The sequence below is a fragment of the Streptomyces sp. NPDC098789 genome (assembly GCF_044759975.1).
Taxonomy (GTDB): Bacteria; Actinomycetota; Actinomycetes; order Streptomycetales; family Streptomycetaceae; genus Streptomyces.
This window is the reverse complement of the sequence record NZ_JBIWAJ010000027.1, coordinates 26,485-45,291: the sequence shown is the minus strand read 5'-3', so window position 1 is coordinate 45,291 and position 18,807 is coordinate 26,485. Positions and strand designations below refer to the sequence as shown.

The window sequence follows — 18,807 nt, the reverse complement described above, 5'->3', positions numbered from 1 at the left end:
GTCTCCTTCGTGAGGGGTGGTGACGGGTGATTCTCGTGCTCCGGTCATTCCTCGCGCCGGGCCGCACCGGCCACGGCGATGTTCAGGAACCGCGGCACGGGTCGGTCGAGCGTGCGGAACTCCGCCGCCACCGCCGCCCGTACGTGCGCCACGCGCTCCTCGGGCAGCCGCAGCAGCAGCGCCCGCCCCGGGCGGGCGCCCGGCTGCCAGACGTCCAGGGCCCCGGCCCGCCGCGCGCCGGCCGCGGCCCGGTCCCGGTCCGCGGCCCGATCGGCAGGCGCCCCGCGCAGGGCGACCAGCACCAGCCGGCTCCCCGACCCGGCGGGGTCGAGGACGACGTGGTGCGGGGGCCCGCCGGCGTCCGGCCCGGCGGCGGTCCGCAGGGCGTGGCCCGGCCGGGCGAAGAGCACGGCCCGGCGCAGCGCGTCGTCCCCGTCCGGCAGCGCCCGCGCCAGCAGCCGGCGGAGGCCGGCCCGCGGCGGCTCCGCGTCCGGATCGGCCCGCAGGTGCGCGTCGGCCACGGCCAGTGCGACCGCGCAGTCCGCCGGTTCCGCGACGGCCAGGCCGGCGGCCGCGGTGAGCGAGCCCTGCACGTGCAGGTCGGTCCCGCCGCGCCCGTACCCCGCGAGGGCCAGGGCCCGCAGCAGGGCGTAGGGCCGCTCGGCCCAGGCCGGGGCGGTGGCCGGTGGCCCCGACAGGGCCAGCGGCAGATCGCAGCCGTGCGCGGGATGGCTCAGCGAGCTGAGCCGTACGACGCCGTCCTCGCGGGGCGCCGCCGCGGCGGCCACCGGCCACCCGGCCGCCGCGACCAGTCCGGACGCACCGAGACGGAAGGCGTGCGGGGCGCTCCACACGGCGGTGGGCGGCCTGCCGTGCGCCGCCTCCAGGGCGTAGGCGACGAGGCGGAACAGCGGGTCGGCGGTGGCGCTGCGGGCCAGGTCCGGCCCGCCCGCCACGCCGGTCATCGCCCGGCTCCCGGGGCCCCGGCCGCGGGGTGGTCCTTGCGCGCCAGCATCCGGTAGGCGTTGCCGCCGTCCCCGCGGCGGGCGGCGGCGCTGCGGACCGCGTCGAGCACCGCCGCGCCGGCGAAGCAGGGCAGCGCGGCCGCCCGGACCGCGTGGCGCAGGGCCCGCCGGCCCCGCGGGACGGCGGGCGACCAGGGGCTGTCGGGATCCGGGGCGAGCCGGGTCACGGTGAGCGCCACCGCGCCCAGGAAGTCGTTGCCCTGGTGCGCCGGCCCGTGTTCCTCGGCCAGCACGGTGAACCCGCGCTCGGCCAGTGCCCCGCGCAGGTTCGCCGCCGGGATCAGGTGCTGGTGCTGGGGCTGGAACCAGGGCAGCCAGGCCGGGCCGAGCAGCCGTGCCATCCGGGAGGTGGGGTCCGGCAGTTCGATGGCCAGGTGCCCGCCGGGGGCGAGCACGGCGCGGGCCGCGTCCAGCTCGGCGAAGGGGTCCCGGGTGTGCTCCAGGTAGTGGTACATGCTGACGACCTCGTACTGCCCCGCCAGTTTCGCCGCGAACTCCGGGAACTGGCCCTGGAATCCGACGTCCACCCAGCCGCGGCGCTCCGCCTCGCGGACCCCGTCGCCCATGTCCAGGCCGTCGAACCGGGTCCGCGGCCAGACGGACCGCGCCGCGTTGCAGAAGTGGCCGTGCCCGGTACCGACGTCGAGCCAGGAGCCGGGACCGGTCGCCCCGACGTGCGGGCGCAGCATGTCGGCGCGGTCCCGGTAGGTGCCTCCCATGCTGCCGAAGACCGTGCCCGCGCCCTCGCCGCCCCGGCCGTCGTAGAAGTCCCGGTAGTGGAACTCCAGCCCCTCCGGGGTCAGTCGGGGATTCTGGAAGACGTGGGCGCAGTCCCCGCACTGCTCCAGGACGAAGCGGCCCGGCTTGCCCTGGAGCAGGTCGGGCACCGTGACCCGGACGGCGAGCCGCTCCGATCCGCACCAGGGGCAGTCGGTGCGGCGCGGTTCGAGGAACCGGTCGGTCCCGGCCGCGAGTTCGCGCCCGTAACGGTCGCTGCGGTCGCGGTGGTCGCCGCCCCGCACCCCGTCCGCATCGGCCTCGCCGGTGGCCGTGGTGGCCGCGGCGGCGATGGCGGTGCGCAGGGCGGCGTCGATGGAGCGCAGTGGCCGGGCGGCGGTGTCCCGGGCCAGTGAAGCGGGCCGCAGGGGTCCGGCCGGGCCGCCCAGGACGGCGTACGGCTGGAGCCAGTACAGCCCCGCCGCCACCTTGCCCCACGGACCCCGGCGCAGCGACGCCCAGGCGAGCAGGGCCAGCCCGGCGCACTGCGCCGCGGCCAGCGGTCCCGGCGCCAGCCCGTGGGCGCGCAGCTCGGCGGCGCCGGCCCGCCGTGGCCCCGGACCGCAGGACAGGCCCGGGGCGATCGCCATCGAGGTGGCGTCCGGGGCGTACTCCTTCAGCGTGCGGACGAGGGTGACCAGCCGTGCCGGGTCGGCCCCCGCCCCCGGGTCGAGGTCGAGCCCGGCCCGGGCGAGCACCTCCTCGGCGACCAGGACGGCGTAGCCGGCCCCGCACCCCCGCGCGAGCCGGTCGTCCCGGTACCCGGCCGGGTCCACCAGCCGCAGGAGGCCCAGGGCGGATTCGGCGCCCAGGTCGCCCGGGAGCAGGTCCAGGACGCGCAGCCCCTCCCGTTCGGCGTGGGCGCAGGCGCTGCGGAAGGTGGCGGAGTCGGGCTCGACCCCGCGCGCCGTGAACAGCCGCCACCCGGCGGGCCGCTGCGCCCCGACCGCGGCCGCTCCGCCGGCGAGGACGGGGATCGATCCGAGCCGGCGGCGGGCGCGCACGGTGCCCGCGCCGAGGGCGGCGATCAGCAGTGCGGAGACCCAGGGCGCGCGGGCCGCCGAGCGGGCCGCTGAGCGGGGCGTGACGATCGGCTTCACAGCGTCATTCACCTGATTTCTCTCAGGACGCCCCGGCCTTCAGGCCGGGGAGGAACGGGCCCTTGGGGCGGAGCCGCGTAGCGGCGGAGTTCTCTGCGCATCTGCTGACCTGCACTTTCATTCGTTGTCAGTGGGGTCGGATAGTTTCAGCATCATGACGACGACAGCGATGGCCGAGGGGGCCGGGCATGCCCGGTACACCTACCGGATGCGCGTGTCGTCCACCGCGCTCATAGCCCTGGAAGGGGAGTGGGCGCGGTGCCGTTGGGTGTGGAACGAGTCGGTCGCGATGTCCCGCAAGGTCCACCGCCTGAACAACACCGCCGACGAGAAGATCACGTGCGGGCCGACCCAGCTGGACAAAATGCTGACCGAGGCCCGTGCCGCGATGAACTGGCTGCGTGAGGGCGCTTCGGTTCCGCAGCAGCAGATCATCCGGGACTTCGCGAAGTCCCGGGCCACGGCACTCAAGGACATCAAGGCGAAGCTGCCGATGCGGCAGCGGGCCGGGATGCCCCGCATCAAGCGGAAGCGCGAGGCCGCCCCGTCGCTGAACTACACGCAGCGCGGATTCCGTATCCGGGACGGGCGTCTGCACCTGGCCGGTGGCATCGTGCTGACAATCATGTGGTCGCGTGAACTGCCGTCCGCGCCCACGTCGGTGCGGGTGTACCGGGACAGCCTCGGACACTGGTATGCGAGCTTCGTTGTTCCCACCGCCCTGGAGCCGCTGCCCGCCACCGGCCGTGTGATCGGCATTGACTGGGGAGTCAAGGAGACCGCGACCACCACCAGCGACACCCACGATCTGCCCCACCCGCAGCACGGCAAGACAGCCGCCGCGAAACTCGCCCGCTATCAGCGGCAGATGACCCGCCGCCGGACCCCGAAGAACCGGCCCGACACCGCCGGATACAAGAAGGCCCGCCGCGCGGCGGCGAAGGTCTCGAAGAAGATCGCCCGGCAACGCCAGGACACCGGACGCAAATGGGCCAAGACCGTGGTCCGCGACCACGACACCCTGGCCGTCGAAGACTTCAAGCCGAAGTTCCTCGCCCAGTCCACCATGGCCCGCAAGGCCGCCGACGCCGCGATCGGCGTCGTCAAGACCATCCTGGTCGAAATGGCCCGAAAGCACGGCCGCACCGTCCACCTGGTCCACCCCGCGCACACCACCATGGACTGCGCACAGTGCGGAGCGAGAGCCAAGCACCGCCTCCCCCTCTCCGAGAGAACATATACGTGCACTGCCTGCGGAACCGTGTCCCCCAGGGACAAGAACTCCGCCCGCGTAATGCTCGTCCGGGCTGGTCTCAACCCGGCTGGTGCTGATCTTGTAAGCCCCGCCACCTGCTAGGTGTCAGGCGAAGTGAGCTAGGAATCCCCTCCCTTCAGGGAGGGGAGGATGTCAAAGCGTCTTCTCCAACCGGTCGGCCGCGGCGGCGGCTCCGCCCGCCGCGGCGAAGGAGGCCTGGATGCGCCGGGCGGCCCGGCGCGGGCCGGGTTCGTCCAGCACGGCCGTCAGCGCGTCGCGCACTTCCTCGGCCCGGGCCCGGCCGAACCGCACCCGTACCCCGGCGCCCGCGTCGGTGACCTGGCGGGCCACGATCGGCTGGTCGTCCCGGATCGGCGCGACCACCAGGGGCAGTCCGTGCGCGAGGGCCTCGCAGACGGTGTTGTGTCCCGCGTGGCAGATCACCGCGTCCAGGTGCGGCAGCAACTCCAGCTGCGGGACCCGCTCCTGGAGCAGCACGGTGTCGAAGGGCAAGGCCCCGTCGGCAGCTTGTGGACGCGCCTGCCCGGGCAGTCGTCCCACCAGGTCGGCGGGCGCGGCCAGGACCAGCTGCACCGAGCCGCCCAGCCGCTCGGCCGCGCCCAGCACGGCGGCGTAGAACCGGGCGCCCGCGGCGCCGTTGAGCGTCCCGAGGGACACCAGGACGCGCCGCCGGTCCGGATCGAGTCGCCGCCAGGGGAAGTCGGGCCCGGCCGGACGCGCCCCGAAGGCCGGCCCGACGAAGGCGTAGTGCGCGGGGAAACCACCCTGCGCACCGACGAGTTCCGGTGTGGAGAAGACCAGGACGAGCCGGTCCGAGAAGGGCGGGTCCCAGCCCGTCGCCCCGTCGCCGCCATGGGCGCCCCCGCCCGTCCCGGAGCCGGCCCCCAGCTCGGCCAGTAGGCCCGCGATCTGTTGCGCCACCCACTCCCCGACCCGTGGGAACCCCTCGAAGGGGCGGGCGAACTCGGCCGACGTACTGGCCGAGGTGACCCAGGGCACGCCGAGGCGGTGCGCCACCACCGGTCCGGCCAGCGCTTGTTGGTCGGCGACCAGCAGGTCCGGCCGGAAGTCGCGGACCGCCCGCGTCACCCCCGGCGCCATCGCCTGGGCCAACGGCACCAGGGCCTCCTCCCAGAGGAAGCGCAGCGCGCCGACCCCGCGCAGGTCGCGCCAGCGCTCGTGCAGATCGGCGTACCCGCCCCCGCCCGCGGAGCCCGACCCGGACGGGACCGCGTCCCCGGCGGGCAGGACGCGGGCGTGGTCGGGCAACAGGGCGGCCAGCGCCGCGCCCGGCCCCGTCCAGGCGACCTCGTGCCCGCGGGCCGCGAGCTCGGCGCCGACGGCGGCCGTCGGATTGACGTGCCCCGCCAGCGGCGGAACCACGAAGAGCACCCTCATCGGACCAGGGCTCCCGTCCGGAGCGCCGCGACCTCGTCGAGGTGGGCGAGTACGGACTTGCGCAGGGCCCCGCTGCTCTCCTTGAGCACGTCGTGCCCGAGGCCCGGCAGGATCTCGACGCAGCAGGGACCCGTCGCGTGCTCGGCCAACTCGATGACACCCGGGACTAGTTCGGAGTGCTCGCCGCAGACCGCGAGCACCGGGCAGCGCAGTCGCGCGTAGTCGGCCGGGGTGAACACCCGCCCCGCCGCGACGTCGTCGATCAGCGTGGTGCGGTTGAGGAGTTCATCGGCGATCGAGGTGAGGGCGGCCGCCTTGCGCAGCCGCAGCGCCCGCAGCTGGGCGGGCACGTCGCTGTCCTCCAGGCTCAGCGCGGCGGCCGACAGCGTGTCCACCATGTTCTCCACCCAGGCGCCGCTCAGCGGCGGTTCGAGCAGGGTGAGACCCGCGACGAGGTCGGGTCTGGCGAGCGCGGCGTGCACGGCGAGCGTGCCGCCGTAGCTGTTGCCGACCAGGTGGACGGATCGGTGCGCCAGGCCGAGGGCGCCGAGCAGGGCGACCAGGTCGCGCACGGCCGTACCGCTGTCGTACCCCGAGGTCGGCCGCCCGGTGCGGCCGTGGCCGCGCAGGTCGTAGAGGACCACCTCGTGGCCGGAGCGGGCGACGGGCACGGCGAGCGGGCAGTAGAAGGAGGAGAGGTTGTCGACGACCAGCCCGTGCAGGAAGACGACCACGGGCCGGTCCGCGTCGTCGGAGCCCGCGGCGGCGGGCAGTCGCTGGACGTGGAAGTCGACGGCGTCGGCGAGGACGTGTGCCACGGCGGCCTCAGCCGGCCGTGACGGTGCGTGCGGCGGCGGCCCCGCCGGATCCGGCGGGCGAGCGGTGCGCGACGCGCCCGATGTGCGTGACGAGGTCGCCCAGGGACAGGGCGAGGATGGCCTCCATGTCCTTCTCGGCGAGGAAGCCCATCAGGTCGACGTCGGCGCCGTAGCGCTCGTGGAGCTGCTCGGCGAGGGCGACGAACTCGATGCTCTCCAGGGCCAGGTCGTCGTTCAAGGTGGTGCCCATCGAGACCTCTTCCGCCAGCAGGAACTCGTCGCCGACGATCTCCACGAGCATGCCGGTGATCTCGGCGAGGATCCGGGCGTGGGCAGGGGCCGCGCCGGGAGCGGCAGGGAGGGTGCGGCCGGGAGCGGGGACGGGGGCGTCAGATGCCATGGCTGAACTCCGTTGGGTGGGCGGGGGGACGGGGGGATCCGGTCGGGGGCGTGGTCCACGCCACGATGTGATCGAGGGGCGGGCCGCTCGGGGCGGGCAGTACCGCGGTGCGTACGAGCCGGGCGCGCCCGTCCGGGGCCAGCACCCGCAGTCCGTCGGGCTCCAGCGAGGTCACCCGCCACGCGCGCGGCCGGCCGCCCAGCCCGGTGCCCGCCGCCTTGGCCGCCGCCTCCTTGGCGCACCACAGCGCGGTGAGCGCGGTCGCCGCACCGACGCCGTCCCGCTCCGCCAACTGCCGTGCCAGCCCCTCCTCCTCGGGCCCGAACGCGATCCGGAGCAGGGCGGCGGGGTCGGTGCTCACCGTCTCCACGTCGATGCCGACGGGGCCGGTGGGGTGCGCGAGGGCGACGGCGAGCCGGTCCTTGTGCGCGAGCGAGAGGTGCACCCCGGCGGCGAGCGGCCCCCCGGGCACCGGCCGGCCGTGCGCGTCGTTGCCGACGGGCACCTCGACCGGGAACACGGGACCCGCCCCGCCGTCCCACAGGAGCCGGCGCAGCGCGTCCTTGGCGGCGATCCGCCCCAACAGCCAGGGGGCGCGGGCCCGCGGCGCGAGCCCCTCGTAGACGGCGCGTTCGGCCGCGCCGAGGTAGCGGCGCATGACCAGCTCCTGCGAGGCGGGGTCGGTCCAGCGGCGCCGGGCCGCGCACCAGCCACCGGGCTGGGGTTCGCCGATCCCGCACACCTCCGGGGTGAACTTCATCGGCCACACCCGCTCGTCGGCGGCGAAGCGACGGTACGTCCACCCCTCGATCCGGGCCCACAGGGCGCCGCGGGTGGCGTCCCAGGCCCGGCCGCCGCCCCCGGCACCGGCGGTCGGGCACCGCAGCTCGACGTCGCCGAGCACGGTCAGGTCGCGGACCTCACGGACCCGGGCGACCGCCTCGACGAGGGTGCCGGGGGCGGGCGGGGGGCCGTAGAAGCGGATCCGCTCGATGGTGGCGGGGAAGACCAACCGGTCCACCGGGAGCCGCAGTTGCATCCAGTGGCCGAAGAGCTGTCCGGCGGCGTCGAGCAACGCGCCGGGGGCGGGGAGCGCGCGCAGCACGCCCCGGATGCCGTCCGCGGCCACCGCGCCGACCTCGTGCACCCCGGCGAACCCCGGCCCGTGGAACATCCACCGGTCGCGGTAGAGCGCCCGCGCGCTCACCGGGGCCGGCTGCTCGTCGGTGAGCGGCCGGGGCCCGCCGGGCTCCCGCGGGGCGGGCGGGCGGTCGTACCGCGTGCCGAGCAGCACGGTCAGCACGGCGCCGTCGCCGAGGGTGACGCGGACCCGGCCGGGCCCGTCCGACCGCACGCCGACCTCGATCCGGACGGCCGGCTCGACGGCCAGCCAGCGCAGGGCCCGCACGTCCTCGTAGCCGAGCACCACGCTGCCGGCGGGCGCGGTGCGCAGGGCCGCGTCGGCCGCGAGCTCCAGCATGGTGGTCATGGGGACGACGGGGAAGCGGTCGGAGTCCACGGGCCAGCCGGCGGGCTGCTCGTAGACGCAGTGGTCCCGGACGTACGGCAGCGTCTCCAGGGAGAGCGTGAGGGAGGCGGCCGCCCGCGGCCGCGACCCGGGCGTCGGTGGGCGCCAGGCCTCGGTGACCGACCGGGCGGCCGCGCGGGCCTCGTCGAGGACCGCGTCCAGGGCGGACAGCAGGGCCGGGGCGGGTGTCGCGTCCGCCGAGGGGCGCACGGGCCCGGGCGGGGCGGGGTCCGCCGCGCGGGTGGTCTCCGCGCCGGCCGCCGGGGCCAGCAGCCCGCGGGCCGCGCCACCGAGCCGGACCAGCGGCGAACCGAGGTCCAGCGGCACCGCGGGCCGGGCCGGCCGCGCGGCGGCGGGTGGGGGAGCGGGTCGGGCGACCGGTTCCCCCGGTGGCCCGTTCGGCGGCTCGGTCGCCGGCCCGGCGAGCCGCTCCCAGCGCGGGGCCGATCCCTCCGCCCAGAGCGCGGCGGCCGTGCGGCGCAGCGCCGCCGTGCCCGTCAGCCGCGGGGCCGAGGTCGCGACCGCCAGGTGGGGCCGGTCGCGCAGGGTGTCCTCGACGAACCCCGGCAGGCTGCCCGGGCCCATGGCCACGAAGGCCCGTACCCCCGCCTCCTCGTACAGCCGCAGGGTCAGGGTCCGGAAGTCGACCGGCTCCAGGAGGTGCCGCACCACCAACTCGCGCACCTCGCCCGGCGCCTGCGGGAAGGGCGCCCCGGTGGTCGCCGACCACACCGGTACGGTGGCGGGCGTCAACGGGAGCCGGTCGAAGGCGGCGCGCACCTGCCCGAGGTACGGCTCCCACATCGGGGTGTGGAACCCGGACCGGAACGGCAGCTCCTGACCGAGCACCCCCTCCCGGGCCAGTCGCTCCAGCACGGCGGCGACCTGCACGGGGTCTCCGCAGATCACCGACTGGTGCGGGCAGTTGTCGTGGCTGACCACCACCCGGTCCGCACCGTGCAGGGCCGCCCCGGCCCGCTGCGCCCCGCAGCCGAGGGCGGCGTACACGAGGTCGGGGACGGTGAGCGAGCCGGGCCGCAGCGAGCCGAGGAAGCCGTCCACGGCCTGCTGCGGATACATCCCGGCGGCCACCATCGCCGCCCATTCGCCCAGGCTGTGGCCCGCCAACACATCGGCCTCGATGCCCAGTTCCGGCAGGACGCGGGCGAAGAAGCGGCCGGTGGCGATGGCGTCGAGGGCCCGTTCGATCAGCTCGCCGCCCCGGCCGAGCCGGGGCCGCTCCAGCGCGAACAGGTCCGCCACGTCGTCGAGGACGGGCGTGAACTCCGGTTCCAGGCCGGGGAAGAGGAAGGCCACCCGGCCGCGGGGCGCGCCGTCGCGGGACCCGGCCAGCAGCGGCTCGGGGGTGAACCACACGTCGCCGCGACCGCGCCAGGCCCGACCCCGCGCCAGCACCTTCGCGGCCAGCGCGAGCCGCTGCGGGGTCGGTCCCAGCACGGCGAGGCGGTACGGACCCCCCTGGTCCGCGCCCGATCCCGCGCCCGATCCCGCGCCCGCGTGCGGGCCCTCGTGCGGGCCCGCGCCCGCGCCCCGGTCCCCGTCCAGGGCCCCACCGGACCGGGTCGCCTCCGCGAGGAGCTCCGCCAGCCGCTCCGGGGTGCTCGCGCCCAGCAGGAGCACGCCGTCCCGCGCGCCGGTGTTCGATGTGCCCCCCGACCCGCCTGCGCCGGGTCCCGCGCCGAGCGGCAGGAACCGGCGCCCGGGAACCGCGCGCCGGGTGGCTCCCGCCCCCGGGGCCTCCTCCAGCACCACGTGCGCGTTGATCCCGCCGAAGCCGAAGGCGTTCACGCCCGCCCGGCGGGGTGCCGTGCCCCGCTCCCACGGCTCGGCCGCCGTCACCGGGCGCATCCGGGTGCGCGCGAGGGCCTCGTGCGGCTCCTCCAGGTGCAGGGTCGGTGGCAGCACCCCCTCGTGCACCGCGAGCGCCGCCTTGATCAGGCCCGCCATGCCCGAGGACTGCATGGTGTGCCCGAGCATCGACTTCACCGAGCCGAGCCCCACCGGCCGCCGCCCGGCCGCGGGCGGCCCGAACACCCGCGCCAGGGTGTCGAGTTCCGCGGCGTCACCCACCGGGGTGCCGGTGCCGTGCGCCTCCAGCAGGCCGACCGCGTCGGCGGCCAGCGGGTCCAGTCCGGCCTCCCGCCAGGCCCGTTCCAACGCCCGTACCTGCCCCTCGACCAGCGGGCTCATCAGGCTCGCGGCCCGGCCGTCCCCGGCCACCCCGGTGCCGCGGACCACGGCGTAGATCCGGTCGCCGTCCCGCTCCGCGTCCGCCAGCCGCTTCAGCAGGACCACCCCGGTGCCCTCCGACAGCAGGGTGCCGTCCGCCCGGCGGTCGAAGGGGCGGATCCGCTCGCTCGGGCTCAGCGCGCGCAGCTGGGTGAACACGCTCCACAGCGTGGCGATGTGGCAGTGGTGGGCGGCGCCCGCGACCACCAGATCGCACCGCCCGCCCGCCAGCAGCGCCACGGCCTGGTCCACCGCCAGCAGCGAGGAGGCGCAGGCGGCGTCCAGGGTGTAGGCGGGTCCGCGGAAGTCCAGCCGGTTCGCCGTCCGGGCCGCGGTGAAGCTGGGGACGAGCCCGATGGAGGCGTCCGGGCGCTCCGGGCCCAGGGCGTCCTGGAAGGCGGCGCGCACCTCGGCGATCCGCCGCTCGCCGAGGTCGGGCGCCAGCTCGCGCAGCGTCTGCGCCAACTGGTGCGCGGTGCGCACGCGTTGGTCGAGCCGTGCGGTGGCGACCCCCATGAAGCCGCCGCGCCCGAGCACCATCCCGATCCGGGACCGGTCGGCGGGCAGCCGGTCGTCCCCGCCCGCGTCCGCGATCGCCTCGGCCGTCGCGTGCAGGGCGAGCAACTGGTCGGGCTCGGCGCCCTCGACGGTGGCGGGCATGATGCCGAACCGGGTCGGGTCGAAGGTCGCCAGCCCGTCCACGAAGCCGCCGCGGCGGCAGTAGAACCGGTCGCCGACCGCGGGCCCCTCGGCGCCCGACGGGTCGTAGTAGACCTCCGGGTCCCAGCGGTCCGGGGGCACGTCGCCGATGGCGTCCGTACCGGCGAACAGGTTGCGGCGGTAGGCGGACAGGTCGGCGGACCCGGGGAAGACGGCGCCCATGCCGACGATCGCGGCGTCCGTCGGGCGGGGTCCGCGGCGCGGCTCAGCCACGGCCGTCCACCTGGCCCGGCTCCGCGTCGGCCATCAGGACCACCTGCGCGTCCCGCTCCGCGTCCGCCCGTCCGGCGGGCCCGGTGAGGCGCGCGATCTCGGCGAGGAAGGCCCGCGTCCCCTCCTCGGGGCCGATCAGCGGGATGCCGCGCCGGGCGTAGTCGCGCTCCAGCTCGGGCGTGACCATGCCGCCCGATGCGGCGGCCCAGGGCCCCCAGTCGATCGCCAGCACCCGGCCGGGGAAGGTGTCCGCCCAGGTGTGGGCGAAGCCGTCCAGGGCGTCGTTCGCGGCGGCGTAGTCGCACTGGCCGCGGCTGCCGAAGGCGCCGGCGACGCTGGCGAACAGGACGAGGAACGAGGGGGGCGGGGTCGGGCCGTGCTCGGCGGCCGCGGCCGCCAGGTGCCGGGCCCCGGCCACCTTCGTCGTGAACACCTCGGCGAAGGCGTCCGGTTCCTTGTCGGCCAGCAGCGCGTCGCGCAGCCTGCCGGCGCCGTGGACGATGCCGTCGAGCCGGCCGTGCCGGGCGCGTACGTCGGCCACGACGGCCCGCACCGCGCTCTCGTCGGTGACGTCCGCACGGTGGTAGCGCACCGAGGCGGCGGACCCGTCGAGGGCGCGCAGCGTGGCGCGGACCTCGCGCTCGGCGAGGATGCGCGAGGCGGCCGCCTCGATCTCGGCGGGCCTGCGCAGCCCCGCGGAGATCAGCGCCGCGCGGAGCGCGACCCGGTCGTGCGCCTGGGCGAACGCGGCCTCCTCGGGCCCCGGTTCGGCGCTGCGCCCGAGCAGCTCGACGTGGCAGCCGGTGGTACGGGCCAGCGCGAGGGCCGCGCGCGCCGTGATCCCGCGGGCGCCGCCGGTCAGCAGCACCACGCAGTCCGGGCCCAATGGCGGCCGGTCGGAGTCGGAGCCGGGGGCGAGGTCGGGGTCGGGGTCGGTGTCGGGGGCGAGGTCCGCCGGGACCGCACGCAGGCATACCCGGGCCCCGTCGGCGCCGTACCCCACGGACACCGGACCGCCGGGGGAACCGAGTTCGGCGAGCAGCCGGGCCGCGAGCCGGTCGGGACGGTCCTTCGGGTCGACGTCCACCGCGCGCAGCAGCACGCCCGGGTACTCCAGGGCCGCACTGCGCGCGAAGCCGTGCAGCCCCGCCCCGGCGGTCGGATCGGCGGCGCCGCCCGCCCGGTGCCCGAACCTCCCTCCGCCCCCGCTGACCAACAGCAGCCGCGGCACCCCGCCGATCAGCGCCCGCCGAATCGCCGCGAACCTCCCGGGCAGCACCGCCTCGGCCCCGCCCCGCAGGGCACTGAGATCCACCATCCCATCGAAGCCGCCCGAGCCGCCCGAGCCGTCCGAGCCGCCCGCCGCATCCGGCCGGTCCAGCCCGTCCGGCGCGCCCGTCGGGGTCACCGGGGCCGGTGCCTCCGGGCGGTCGGGCAGGCCGTGGACCTCCGCGCCGCGGGCGCGCAGGAGGGCGGTCAGTGCCAGGGCCACGCCCTGGCCGTCCCCGACCACGGCGTACCGCTGTCCGGCCAGGTCGTCGACCGCGGGCCGGGTCGGCTCGGCGGGCACCACGGCCGGCGTCATCCGTCGCACGCGGACCCGGTACCGTACCGGCTCCGGCGGTCGGTCCGCCGTCCGCGTCGACCGCTCCCGCGGCGCGCCCCGGGCGGGGTCGGTCCCCTCGGTCGGTGCCCGGTCGGGGTCCGCGGCGCGGCGGGTCGTGATCCATTCCACGATGCCGCGCAGGGTCTTGATCCGGGCCAGCTCCTCGACGGCGGACTCCGTCGAGCCGTCGGCGGTGCGGGGGAGTCCGATCCGGTCGGCCAGGGCGCCGATGATCTCGACGCGCTTGATGGAGTCCACGGACAGGTCCGCCTCCAGGTCGAGTTCCGGGTCCAGCATGTCCAGCGGGTAGCCGGTCCGCCGGTGGACGATGTCGAGGACCACCTCCATCACCCCGGCGGCCGTCACGACGGTGGGGGCGGCCGGGTCCGCCGCGGCCACCGGCACGGCCGCCGCGGCCACGGAATCCGAGGCGGTGGGGGCGGCCGGGACCATCGCACCCGTGGCCGCACTCGCACTCGCCCCCGCCCCCGCACCCAGGAAGCCGAGCAGGACGTCCCGTTGGGCCGCGACCAGTTCCCGGGTGCCGTTCAGGTACGCCAGTACCGCCGCTTCCCGGGCGCCGGCGTCGCTCCCCGCCGGCCCGGGCAGCTCGGCCGCCGGGGGAGGGGTCACCCGGCGCGCCGGTCGCAGGCCGCCCGCCACCGGTTCGCCGTCGACCGTGCGGACCAGGTGGCCGTCCACCAGCCAGCCCGGCCGGCGCGGAGCCCGCTCCGGCAGGGCGGCGGTCCGCCCCCGCCACAGCGCGTCCGGCGCCACCGGCACCCCCGCGGCGACGAGTTCCGCCAGCGCGGTGACCAGCCGGACCAGGCCGTGCTCGCCGGGCACCTCCAACGGGACCACCGTGCACGGGCGTTCGGGACCGAGGATCTTCTCCACCAGCGCGCTCAGCACCCGCCCGGGCCCGGCCTCCACGAAGGTCCGCACGCCCGCCGCGTACATCGCCTCGATCTGCTCCACGAACCGCACCGGACGGGCCAGTTGACGGGCCAGCTCCTCCCGCACGGCGTCCGCCCCCGCCGGATACGGGCGCGCGGTGGCGTTCGACCAGACCGGCACGGCGGGGTCGGTCACTTCCACGGCGGCCAGTTCGGCGGCGAGGGCGTCCGCGGCCCCGGCGACCACCGGGCTGTGGAAGGCGCAGGCCACCGGCAGCGGTCGGGCCGAGAGCCCCGCGGCCCGCAGCTCCCGCACCGCCGTGTCCACCGCGGCCGTCGGGCCCGACACCACGCACTGGCGGGGCGCGTTGTGGTTGGCCACCACGCAGCCCGCCCGCTCCGCGATCGCCCGGACCTCCTCGGGCGCGCCCGCCACGGCGGCCATCGCCCCGGGATCCGCCCCGGCCGCGTCGAGGATCGCCCGGGCCCGGCGCGCGCTCAGCCGCAGCAGGCCGTCCGTGTCGTAGGCGCCGGCCGCCCACAGGGCCGTCAGCTCGCCGTACGAGTGCCCCGCCACGCAGTCGGGCCGTACGCCGAGCTCCGCGAGCAGCAGGTGCGCCGCCGCCCCGGCCAGCCCGAGGGCGGGCTGCGCGATCCGGGTGTCGGTCACCGCGTCCCGCAGGCCGGTGCGGCCCGGCCCGGTGAAGGCGGTCGGCGGGAACATCGCCGACGTGACCGCCGCGGGAGCCCGGTCCAGCAGCCCGCGCAGCGCCGGGAACGCCACGAAGAGGTCGCCCAGCATGCCGGGCCGCTGACTGCCCTGGCCGGGGAAGAGGAAGGCGACCCGCCCGGGGTCGGTCCCCTCCGGCCGGACGTACACCCCCTCGCCCGCGGTGAAGGCGCGCGCCCGCTCCAGCCGGTCCGCCAGCTCCCGAAGCCCGCTCGCGAGCACGGCCACCCGCACCGGACCGGAGTCGCGCCCCGCCTCCGCCGCCAGGTCCCGCAGCGCCCACGGCCGCCCGGCGCCCTCGTTCTCCTCCAGCCGGGCGGCGAGCCGGGCCATCGCCCGCCCGGCGGCCCGGCGGTCCGCGCCCCGGAAGCAGAACAGCTCCACGGGCCAGGCCGCCACCGCGTGCCGCGGCTCATGTGCCCCCGGGTAACCGGCCAACACCGCGTGGTAGTTGGTACCCCCGAAGCCGAAGGCGCTGACCCCCGCGAACCGCCGCTCCACCGGTACCGGCCACGGCCGGGCCTCGGTGTCGAAGCGGAACGGGCTCGACGCGCCCTGCCAGGCCGGGTTCGGCGTCTCCAGGAGCGCGGTCGGCGGCCGCACGCCCGTGTGCACCGCCCAGGCGGCCTTGATCAGCCCGGCCAGCCCCGCCGCACACTTGGTGTGCCCTATCTGTGATTTGACCGACCCCAGCGTGCACCCGCCGGCCCGCGCTCCCGCATCGGTGAACACCTCGCTGAGCACGGCCAGTTCGGTACTGTCGCCCACCACCGTGCCGGTGCCGTGCGCCTCCACGAGCCCCACCTCGGCCGGAGTGACGCCGGCCCGCGCGTACGCCCGCTCCAGGGCCCGGCGCTGCCCCTCCGGGCGGGGCGCGGTCAGGCCGAGGGAGCGGCCGTCGCTGGACGCGCCCACCGACTTGATCACGGCGTACACCCGGTCGCCGTCCCGCTCCGCGTCCGCCAGCCGCTTGAGCGCCAGCGCGCCGACGCCCTCGCCGAGCGCGATCCCGTCGGCGCCCGCGTCGAAGGGCCGGCAGCGCCCGCCGGGGGACAGTGCCCGCACGGAGGCGAACATCAGGTAGTCGTTGATCCCGTTGTGCACGTCCGCACCGCCGCACAGCACCATGTCGCTGTCCCCGTCGCGCAGTTGACGGCAGGCGAGGTCGAGGGCGGCGAGCGAGGAGGCGCAGGCGGCGTCGACCGTGCAGTTCGCGCCCCCGAGGTCGAGCCGGTTCGCGACCCGCCCCGCGATCACATTGGCGAGGACACCGGGGAAGGAGTCCTCCGTCAGCCGCGGCAGCTGCTCGTCCAGCTCGGGCGGCAGTGCGCCCAGATAGGCGGGGTGCAGGGCGCGCAACCCGTAGGCCCCCGCCAGCTCCGTACCGGCCTCCGCGCCGAAGACCACCGACGTGCGCGCCCGGTCGAAGGCGCGCCCCGCGCCGTAGCCCGCGTCCGCCAGGGCCCGCGCGGAGATCTCCAGGGCCAGCAGCTGCACCGGCTCGATCCCGGACAGCGAGGCGGGCGCGATGCCGTGCGCGAGCGCGTCGAAGGGCAGCGCCGGGAGGAAGCCGCCCCAGCGGGACGGCGTGCGCTCCCCGGCCCGGGCGGGGTCGGCGTCGTAGTACAGCTCCGGGTCCCACCGCCCGGCCGGGACCTCCGTCACCGCGTCCGTCCCGGCGAGCACCTGGGCCCAATAGGCGTCGAGGTCGAGCGCACCCGGATAGGCGCAGGCCATCCCCACGATCGCGACGTCCAGCGGATCGGCCGCCCCGCCGTCCCCGCCCGGCTCCGCGACCCGCGCGAACTGCCGGGCCCGCTCCTCAAGCAACTCCGAGGCATCCGCGGTCACTTCGCGGTGCAGTGCGGCCACCGTCGTGGTGCCGCTGCGCAGGGTCGCCGCCTGGCCGAGCATGAACAGCCCCTCGGCCCACTGCTGTTCCTCGCCGACCGGCTCCGGAGCCGCCCCGCCCGCCGGGTGCCCCAGACCCTTGCTGGCGATCCGCAGCCGGCCGAGATTGAGCCGTTCCAGCTCCTCCCACACCCGACGCGGCTCGGCCCCCTCCCGCTCCAGTCGCCGCCGGGTGCTCGCGAAGGCCCCGGCGTACGGGGTGGGCGCGCAGCGCGTGGCGTGGCCCGGCGCGGTGTGCAGCAGGACGGTGTCCACGCACTCCAGGGCGGCCCGCTGGAATCCGGGCAGGACCGCGCCCGCCGCGACGGCCTCCTCGGTGAACAGGTACGCCGTGCCCATCAGCACCCCGAACCGGGCGCCGCGCTCCACGAGCGGCGCCGCCGCGGCGGCCGCCATCGCCGCGGACCGGGCGTCATGGATCCCGCCCGCGAACAGCACGTCCAGGGAGCCCGGTTCGCCGTCCGCGAGCAGCAGCTCCAGCTGCTCCTCCCACAGCGGGAAGGAGGCGCGCGGCCCCACGTGCCCGCCGCACTCCAGCCCTTCGAAGACGAAGCGCCGGGCCCCCTCGGCGAGGTAGCGCTCCAGCAGCGCGGGCGAGGGCACGTGCAGGTGGGTGGCGATCCCCGCCGCCTCCAGCGGAGCGGCCTGCGCCGGACTGCCGCCTGCGACGATCGCGTACGGAGGGCGTACGTCGGCCACCGCGGCCAGTTGCTCCCGGCGCAGCTCGGGCGGGGCGAAACCGAGCAGCCCGACGCCCCAGGGGCGACCGGCCAGCCGGTCGGCGGTCTCGGCCAGCAGGCGGCGTACGTCCGCGCCCGCCATCACCGCGAGCGCCAGGTACGGCACCCCGCCCCCGTCCGCCACGGCCTCGGCGAAGGCCGCCTGGTCGCTGACCCGGGTCATCGGCCCCTGGGCGACGGGGAGGTGGTGGCCGTCGGGGCGCGGGCGCAGGGGTGCGCAGCGCGCCGCCGTCGCCGGCCGTTCCAGGACGGTGGCCCGGACGGCCTGGAGCACCCCGCCCGTGGTGCGGTGGCGCGCCGCGAGCCGGGCGGCGAAGGCTCCGTCCTGGCCGACGGGCAGCAGCTGCCGCGCGAGGCCGCGGGCCCCGAGGAGGAGCGCGGGAGGCCCCTCGGGCAGCGGCAGGTCGGGTCGCGCGTACACCCGGTGGCCGTCGGTGAGCCGGGTCTGGGAGGCGTCCATCGCCCGCAGCGCGTCGCACACGTCGGCGGGCAGGGCCGCCTCGCCCTCGGTGGTCAGGGCGAGTTGTGCGTCGAGCACCACGCCGGCGGCCCCGCCCGCGACGGCGGCGGCCGCGGTGTGCGGGCCGATCCCGCCGCAGGCCAGTACGGGAACCGTGATCCGCGGCTCACCGAGCAGGTGCTGGAGCAGCACGAAGGTGGTGGAGCCGCCGACCCGGCCGCCCGACTCGTGCCCCCTGGCCACGAGCGCGACCGCCCCCGCGGCGACCGCGGCCACGGCCTCCCCGTGTCCGGTGACCTCCGCCCAGACCCGCCGCCCGGCCACGGCCCAGCCGCCCGGCGCCGTCCGCGGGTCCGCCAGCAGCACGGTGTCCACTTCGGCGGGCAGGTCGGCGGGGCCGAGGGGGCAGCCGTGGGGCACCCGGACCCCGTACGGGCGACCCAGCAGGCGGGCCAGCTCGGTGAAGGCGCGCCGGGCCGCGGCGGGGTCCCGGCCGAGGTCGAGGAGGCCGAGCGCCCCGGCCCGCTCGGCGGCGGTCACGATCCGCTGGTTGGGCTCCTCGAAGGGGCTGAGGGCGACCACCAGGTCACGGGTGGCGGCGGACGGAGCGGCCTGGGGGGTCACGGGCGTTCCTCTTCCGGTGGGGGACAGAATCAGTGCTGTGTGACATGTCGCAGTGCGTGGTGACGCTGGCGTGACGCGGCACGGCAGTACGGTCGGCATCGGGCGCCCGGGGCGCACGGACGGCGACACGGACCGGTCCCACGGACCGGGCACCCCACGGACCGGGGCCACGGACCGGGGCCGCCGGGTGGCGGGGTGCGGGGCGGGCCGCGCCGGCCACGGTTCGGGCGTCCGCGGTACGGGGTGACCGCGGTTCGGACGTACGGGGTTCGGACGTACGCGGTTGCGGGCGACCCGCCACGGACCCGGCGGGCTTGAACGGTGGTCACATTCCC

The 18,807-nt window shown here is 77.1% G+C and carries 8 protein-coding genes; 1 reads left to right on the top strand and 7 read right to left on the bottom strand.

Features of this window, described 5'->3' with window-relative positions:
* Positions 1 to 44: 44 nt before the first annotated feature.
* Both ACIQWR_RS36875 and ACIQWR_RS36870 read right to left on the bottom strand, forming a co-directional pair.
* The gene (locus ACIQWR_RS36875) at positions 45 to 965 is read right to left on the bottom strand and encodes a galactokinase (protein ID WP_404019041.1); all 921 of its coding nucleotides are present in this window, start codon (positions 963 to 965) and stop codon (positions 45 to 47) included.
* Positions 962 to 2,914, bottom strand: a complete 1,953-nt coding sequence (locus ACIQWR_RS36870) for a methyltransferase domain-containing protein (protein WP_404019039.1) — start codon at positions 2,912 to 2,914, stop codon at positions 962 to 964. The genes ACIQWR_RS36875 and ACIQWR_RS36870 overlap by 4 nt, the downstream gene beginning before the upstream one ends.
* Positions 2,915 to 3,056: 142 nt before the next feature.
* On the opposite strand from ACIQWR_RS36870, the gene ACIQWR_RS36865 reads away from it, so the two are divergent.
* Positions 3,057 to 4,259: an RNA-guided endonuclease InsQ/TnpB family protein gene (locus ACIQWR_RS36865; RefSeq protein WP_404019037.1), complete on the top strand. Its 1,203-nt coding sequence runs from the start codon at positions 3,057 to 3,059 to the stop codon at positions 4,257 to 4,259.
* Positions 4,260 to 4,310: 51 nt separating this feature from the next.
* Here ACIQWR_RS36865 and ACIQWR_RS36860 read toward each other — a convergent pair whose 3' ends face one another.
* The 5 genes from ACIQWR_RS36860 to ACIQWR_RS36840 are packed head-to-tail and all read right to left on the bottom strand — an operon-like array spanning position 4,311 to position 18,472.
* Positions 4,311 to 5,576 carry a glycosyltransferase gene (locus ACIQWR_RS36860; RefSeq protein ID WP_404019033.1) on the bottom strand — a complete coding sequence of 422 codons (1,266 nt, stop codon included), beginning with the start codon at positions 5,574 to 5,576 and terminating at the stop codon, positions 4,311 to 4,313.
* Entirely contained in the window at positions 5,573 to 6,394 is an 822-nt protein-coding gene (locus ACIQWR_RS36855) for an alpha/beta fold hydrolase (protein ID WP_404019030.1), read from the bottom strand. Before ACIQWR_RS36855 ends, ACIQWR_RS36860 begins: the two co-directional genes overlap by 4 nt.
* A gap of 7 nt (positions 6,395 to 6,401) precedes the next feature.
* Positions 6,402 to 6,794, bottom strand: a complete 393-nt coding sequence (locus tag ACIQWR_RS36850) for an acyl carrier protein (RefSeq protein WP_404019028.1) — start codon at positions 6,792 to 6,794, stop codon at positions 6,402 to 6,404.
* Positions 6,784 to 11,505 carry a beta-ketoacyl synthase N-terminal-like domain-containing protein gene (locus ACIQWR_RS36845; protein ID WP_404019026.1) on the bottom strand — a complete coding sequence of 1,574 codons (4,722 nt, stop codon included), beginning with the start codon at positions 11,503 to 11,505 and terminating at the stop codon, positions 6,784 to 6,786. Before ACIQWR_RS36845 ends, ACIQWR_RS36850 begins: the two co-directional genes overlap by 11 nt.
* A complete protein-coding gene (locus ACIQWR_RS36840; RefSeq protein WP_404019023.1) occupies positions 11,498 to 18,472 on the bottom strand; it encodes an SDR family NAD(P)-dependent oxidoreductase in 6,975 nt (2,324 codons plus the stop codon). The genes ACIQWR_RS36845 and ACIQWR_RS36840 overlap by 8 nt, the downstream gene beginning before the upstream one ends.
* Positions 18,473 to 18,807 lie beyond the last annotated feature (335 nt).

Bases quoted from the DNA above. Each gene is read 5' to 3' on its own strand.
- ACIQWR_RS36875 (WP_404019041.1), bottom strand. From the start codon at position 965: ATGACCGGCGTGGCGGGCGGGCCGGACCTGGCCCGCAGCGCCACCGCC.
- ACIQWR_RS36865 (WP_404019037.1), top strand. From the start codon at position 3,057: ATGACGACGACAGCGATGGCCGAGGGGGCCGGGCATGCCCGGTACACC.
- ACIQWR_RS36860 (WP_404019033.1), bottom strand. From the start codon at position 5,576: ATGAGGGTGCTCTTCGTGGTTCCGCCGCTGGCGGGGCACGTCAATCCG.
- ACIQWR_RS36850 (WP_404019028.1), bottom strand. From the start codon at position 6,794: ATGGCATCTGACGCCCCCGTCCCCGCTCCCGGCCGCACCCTCCCTGCC.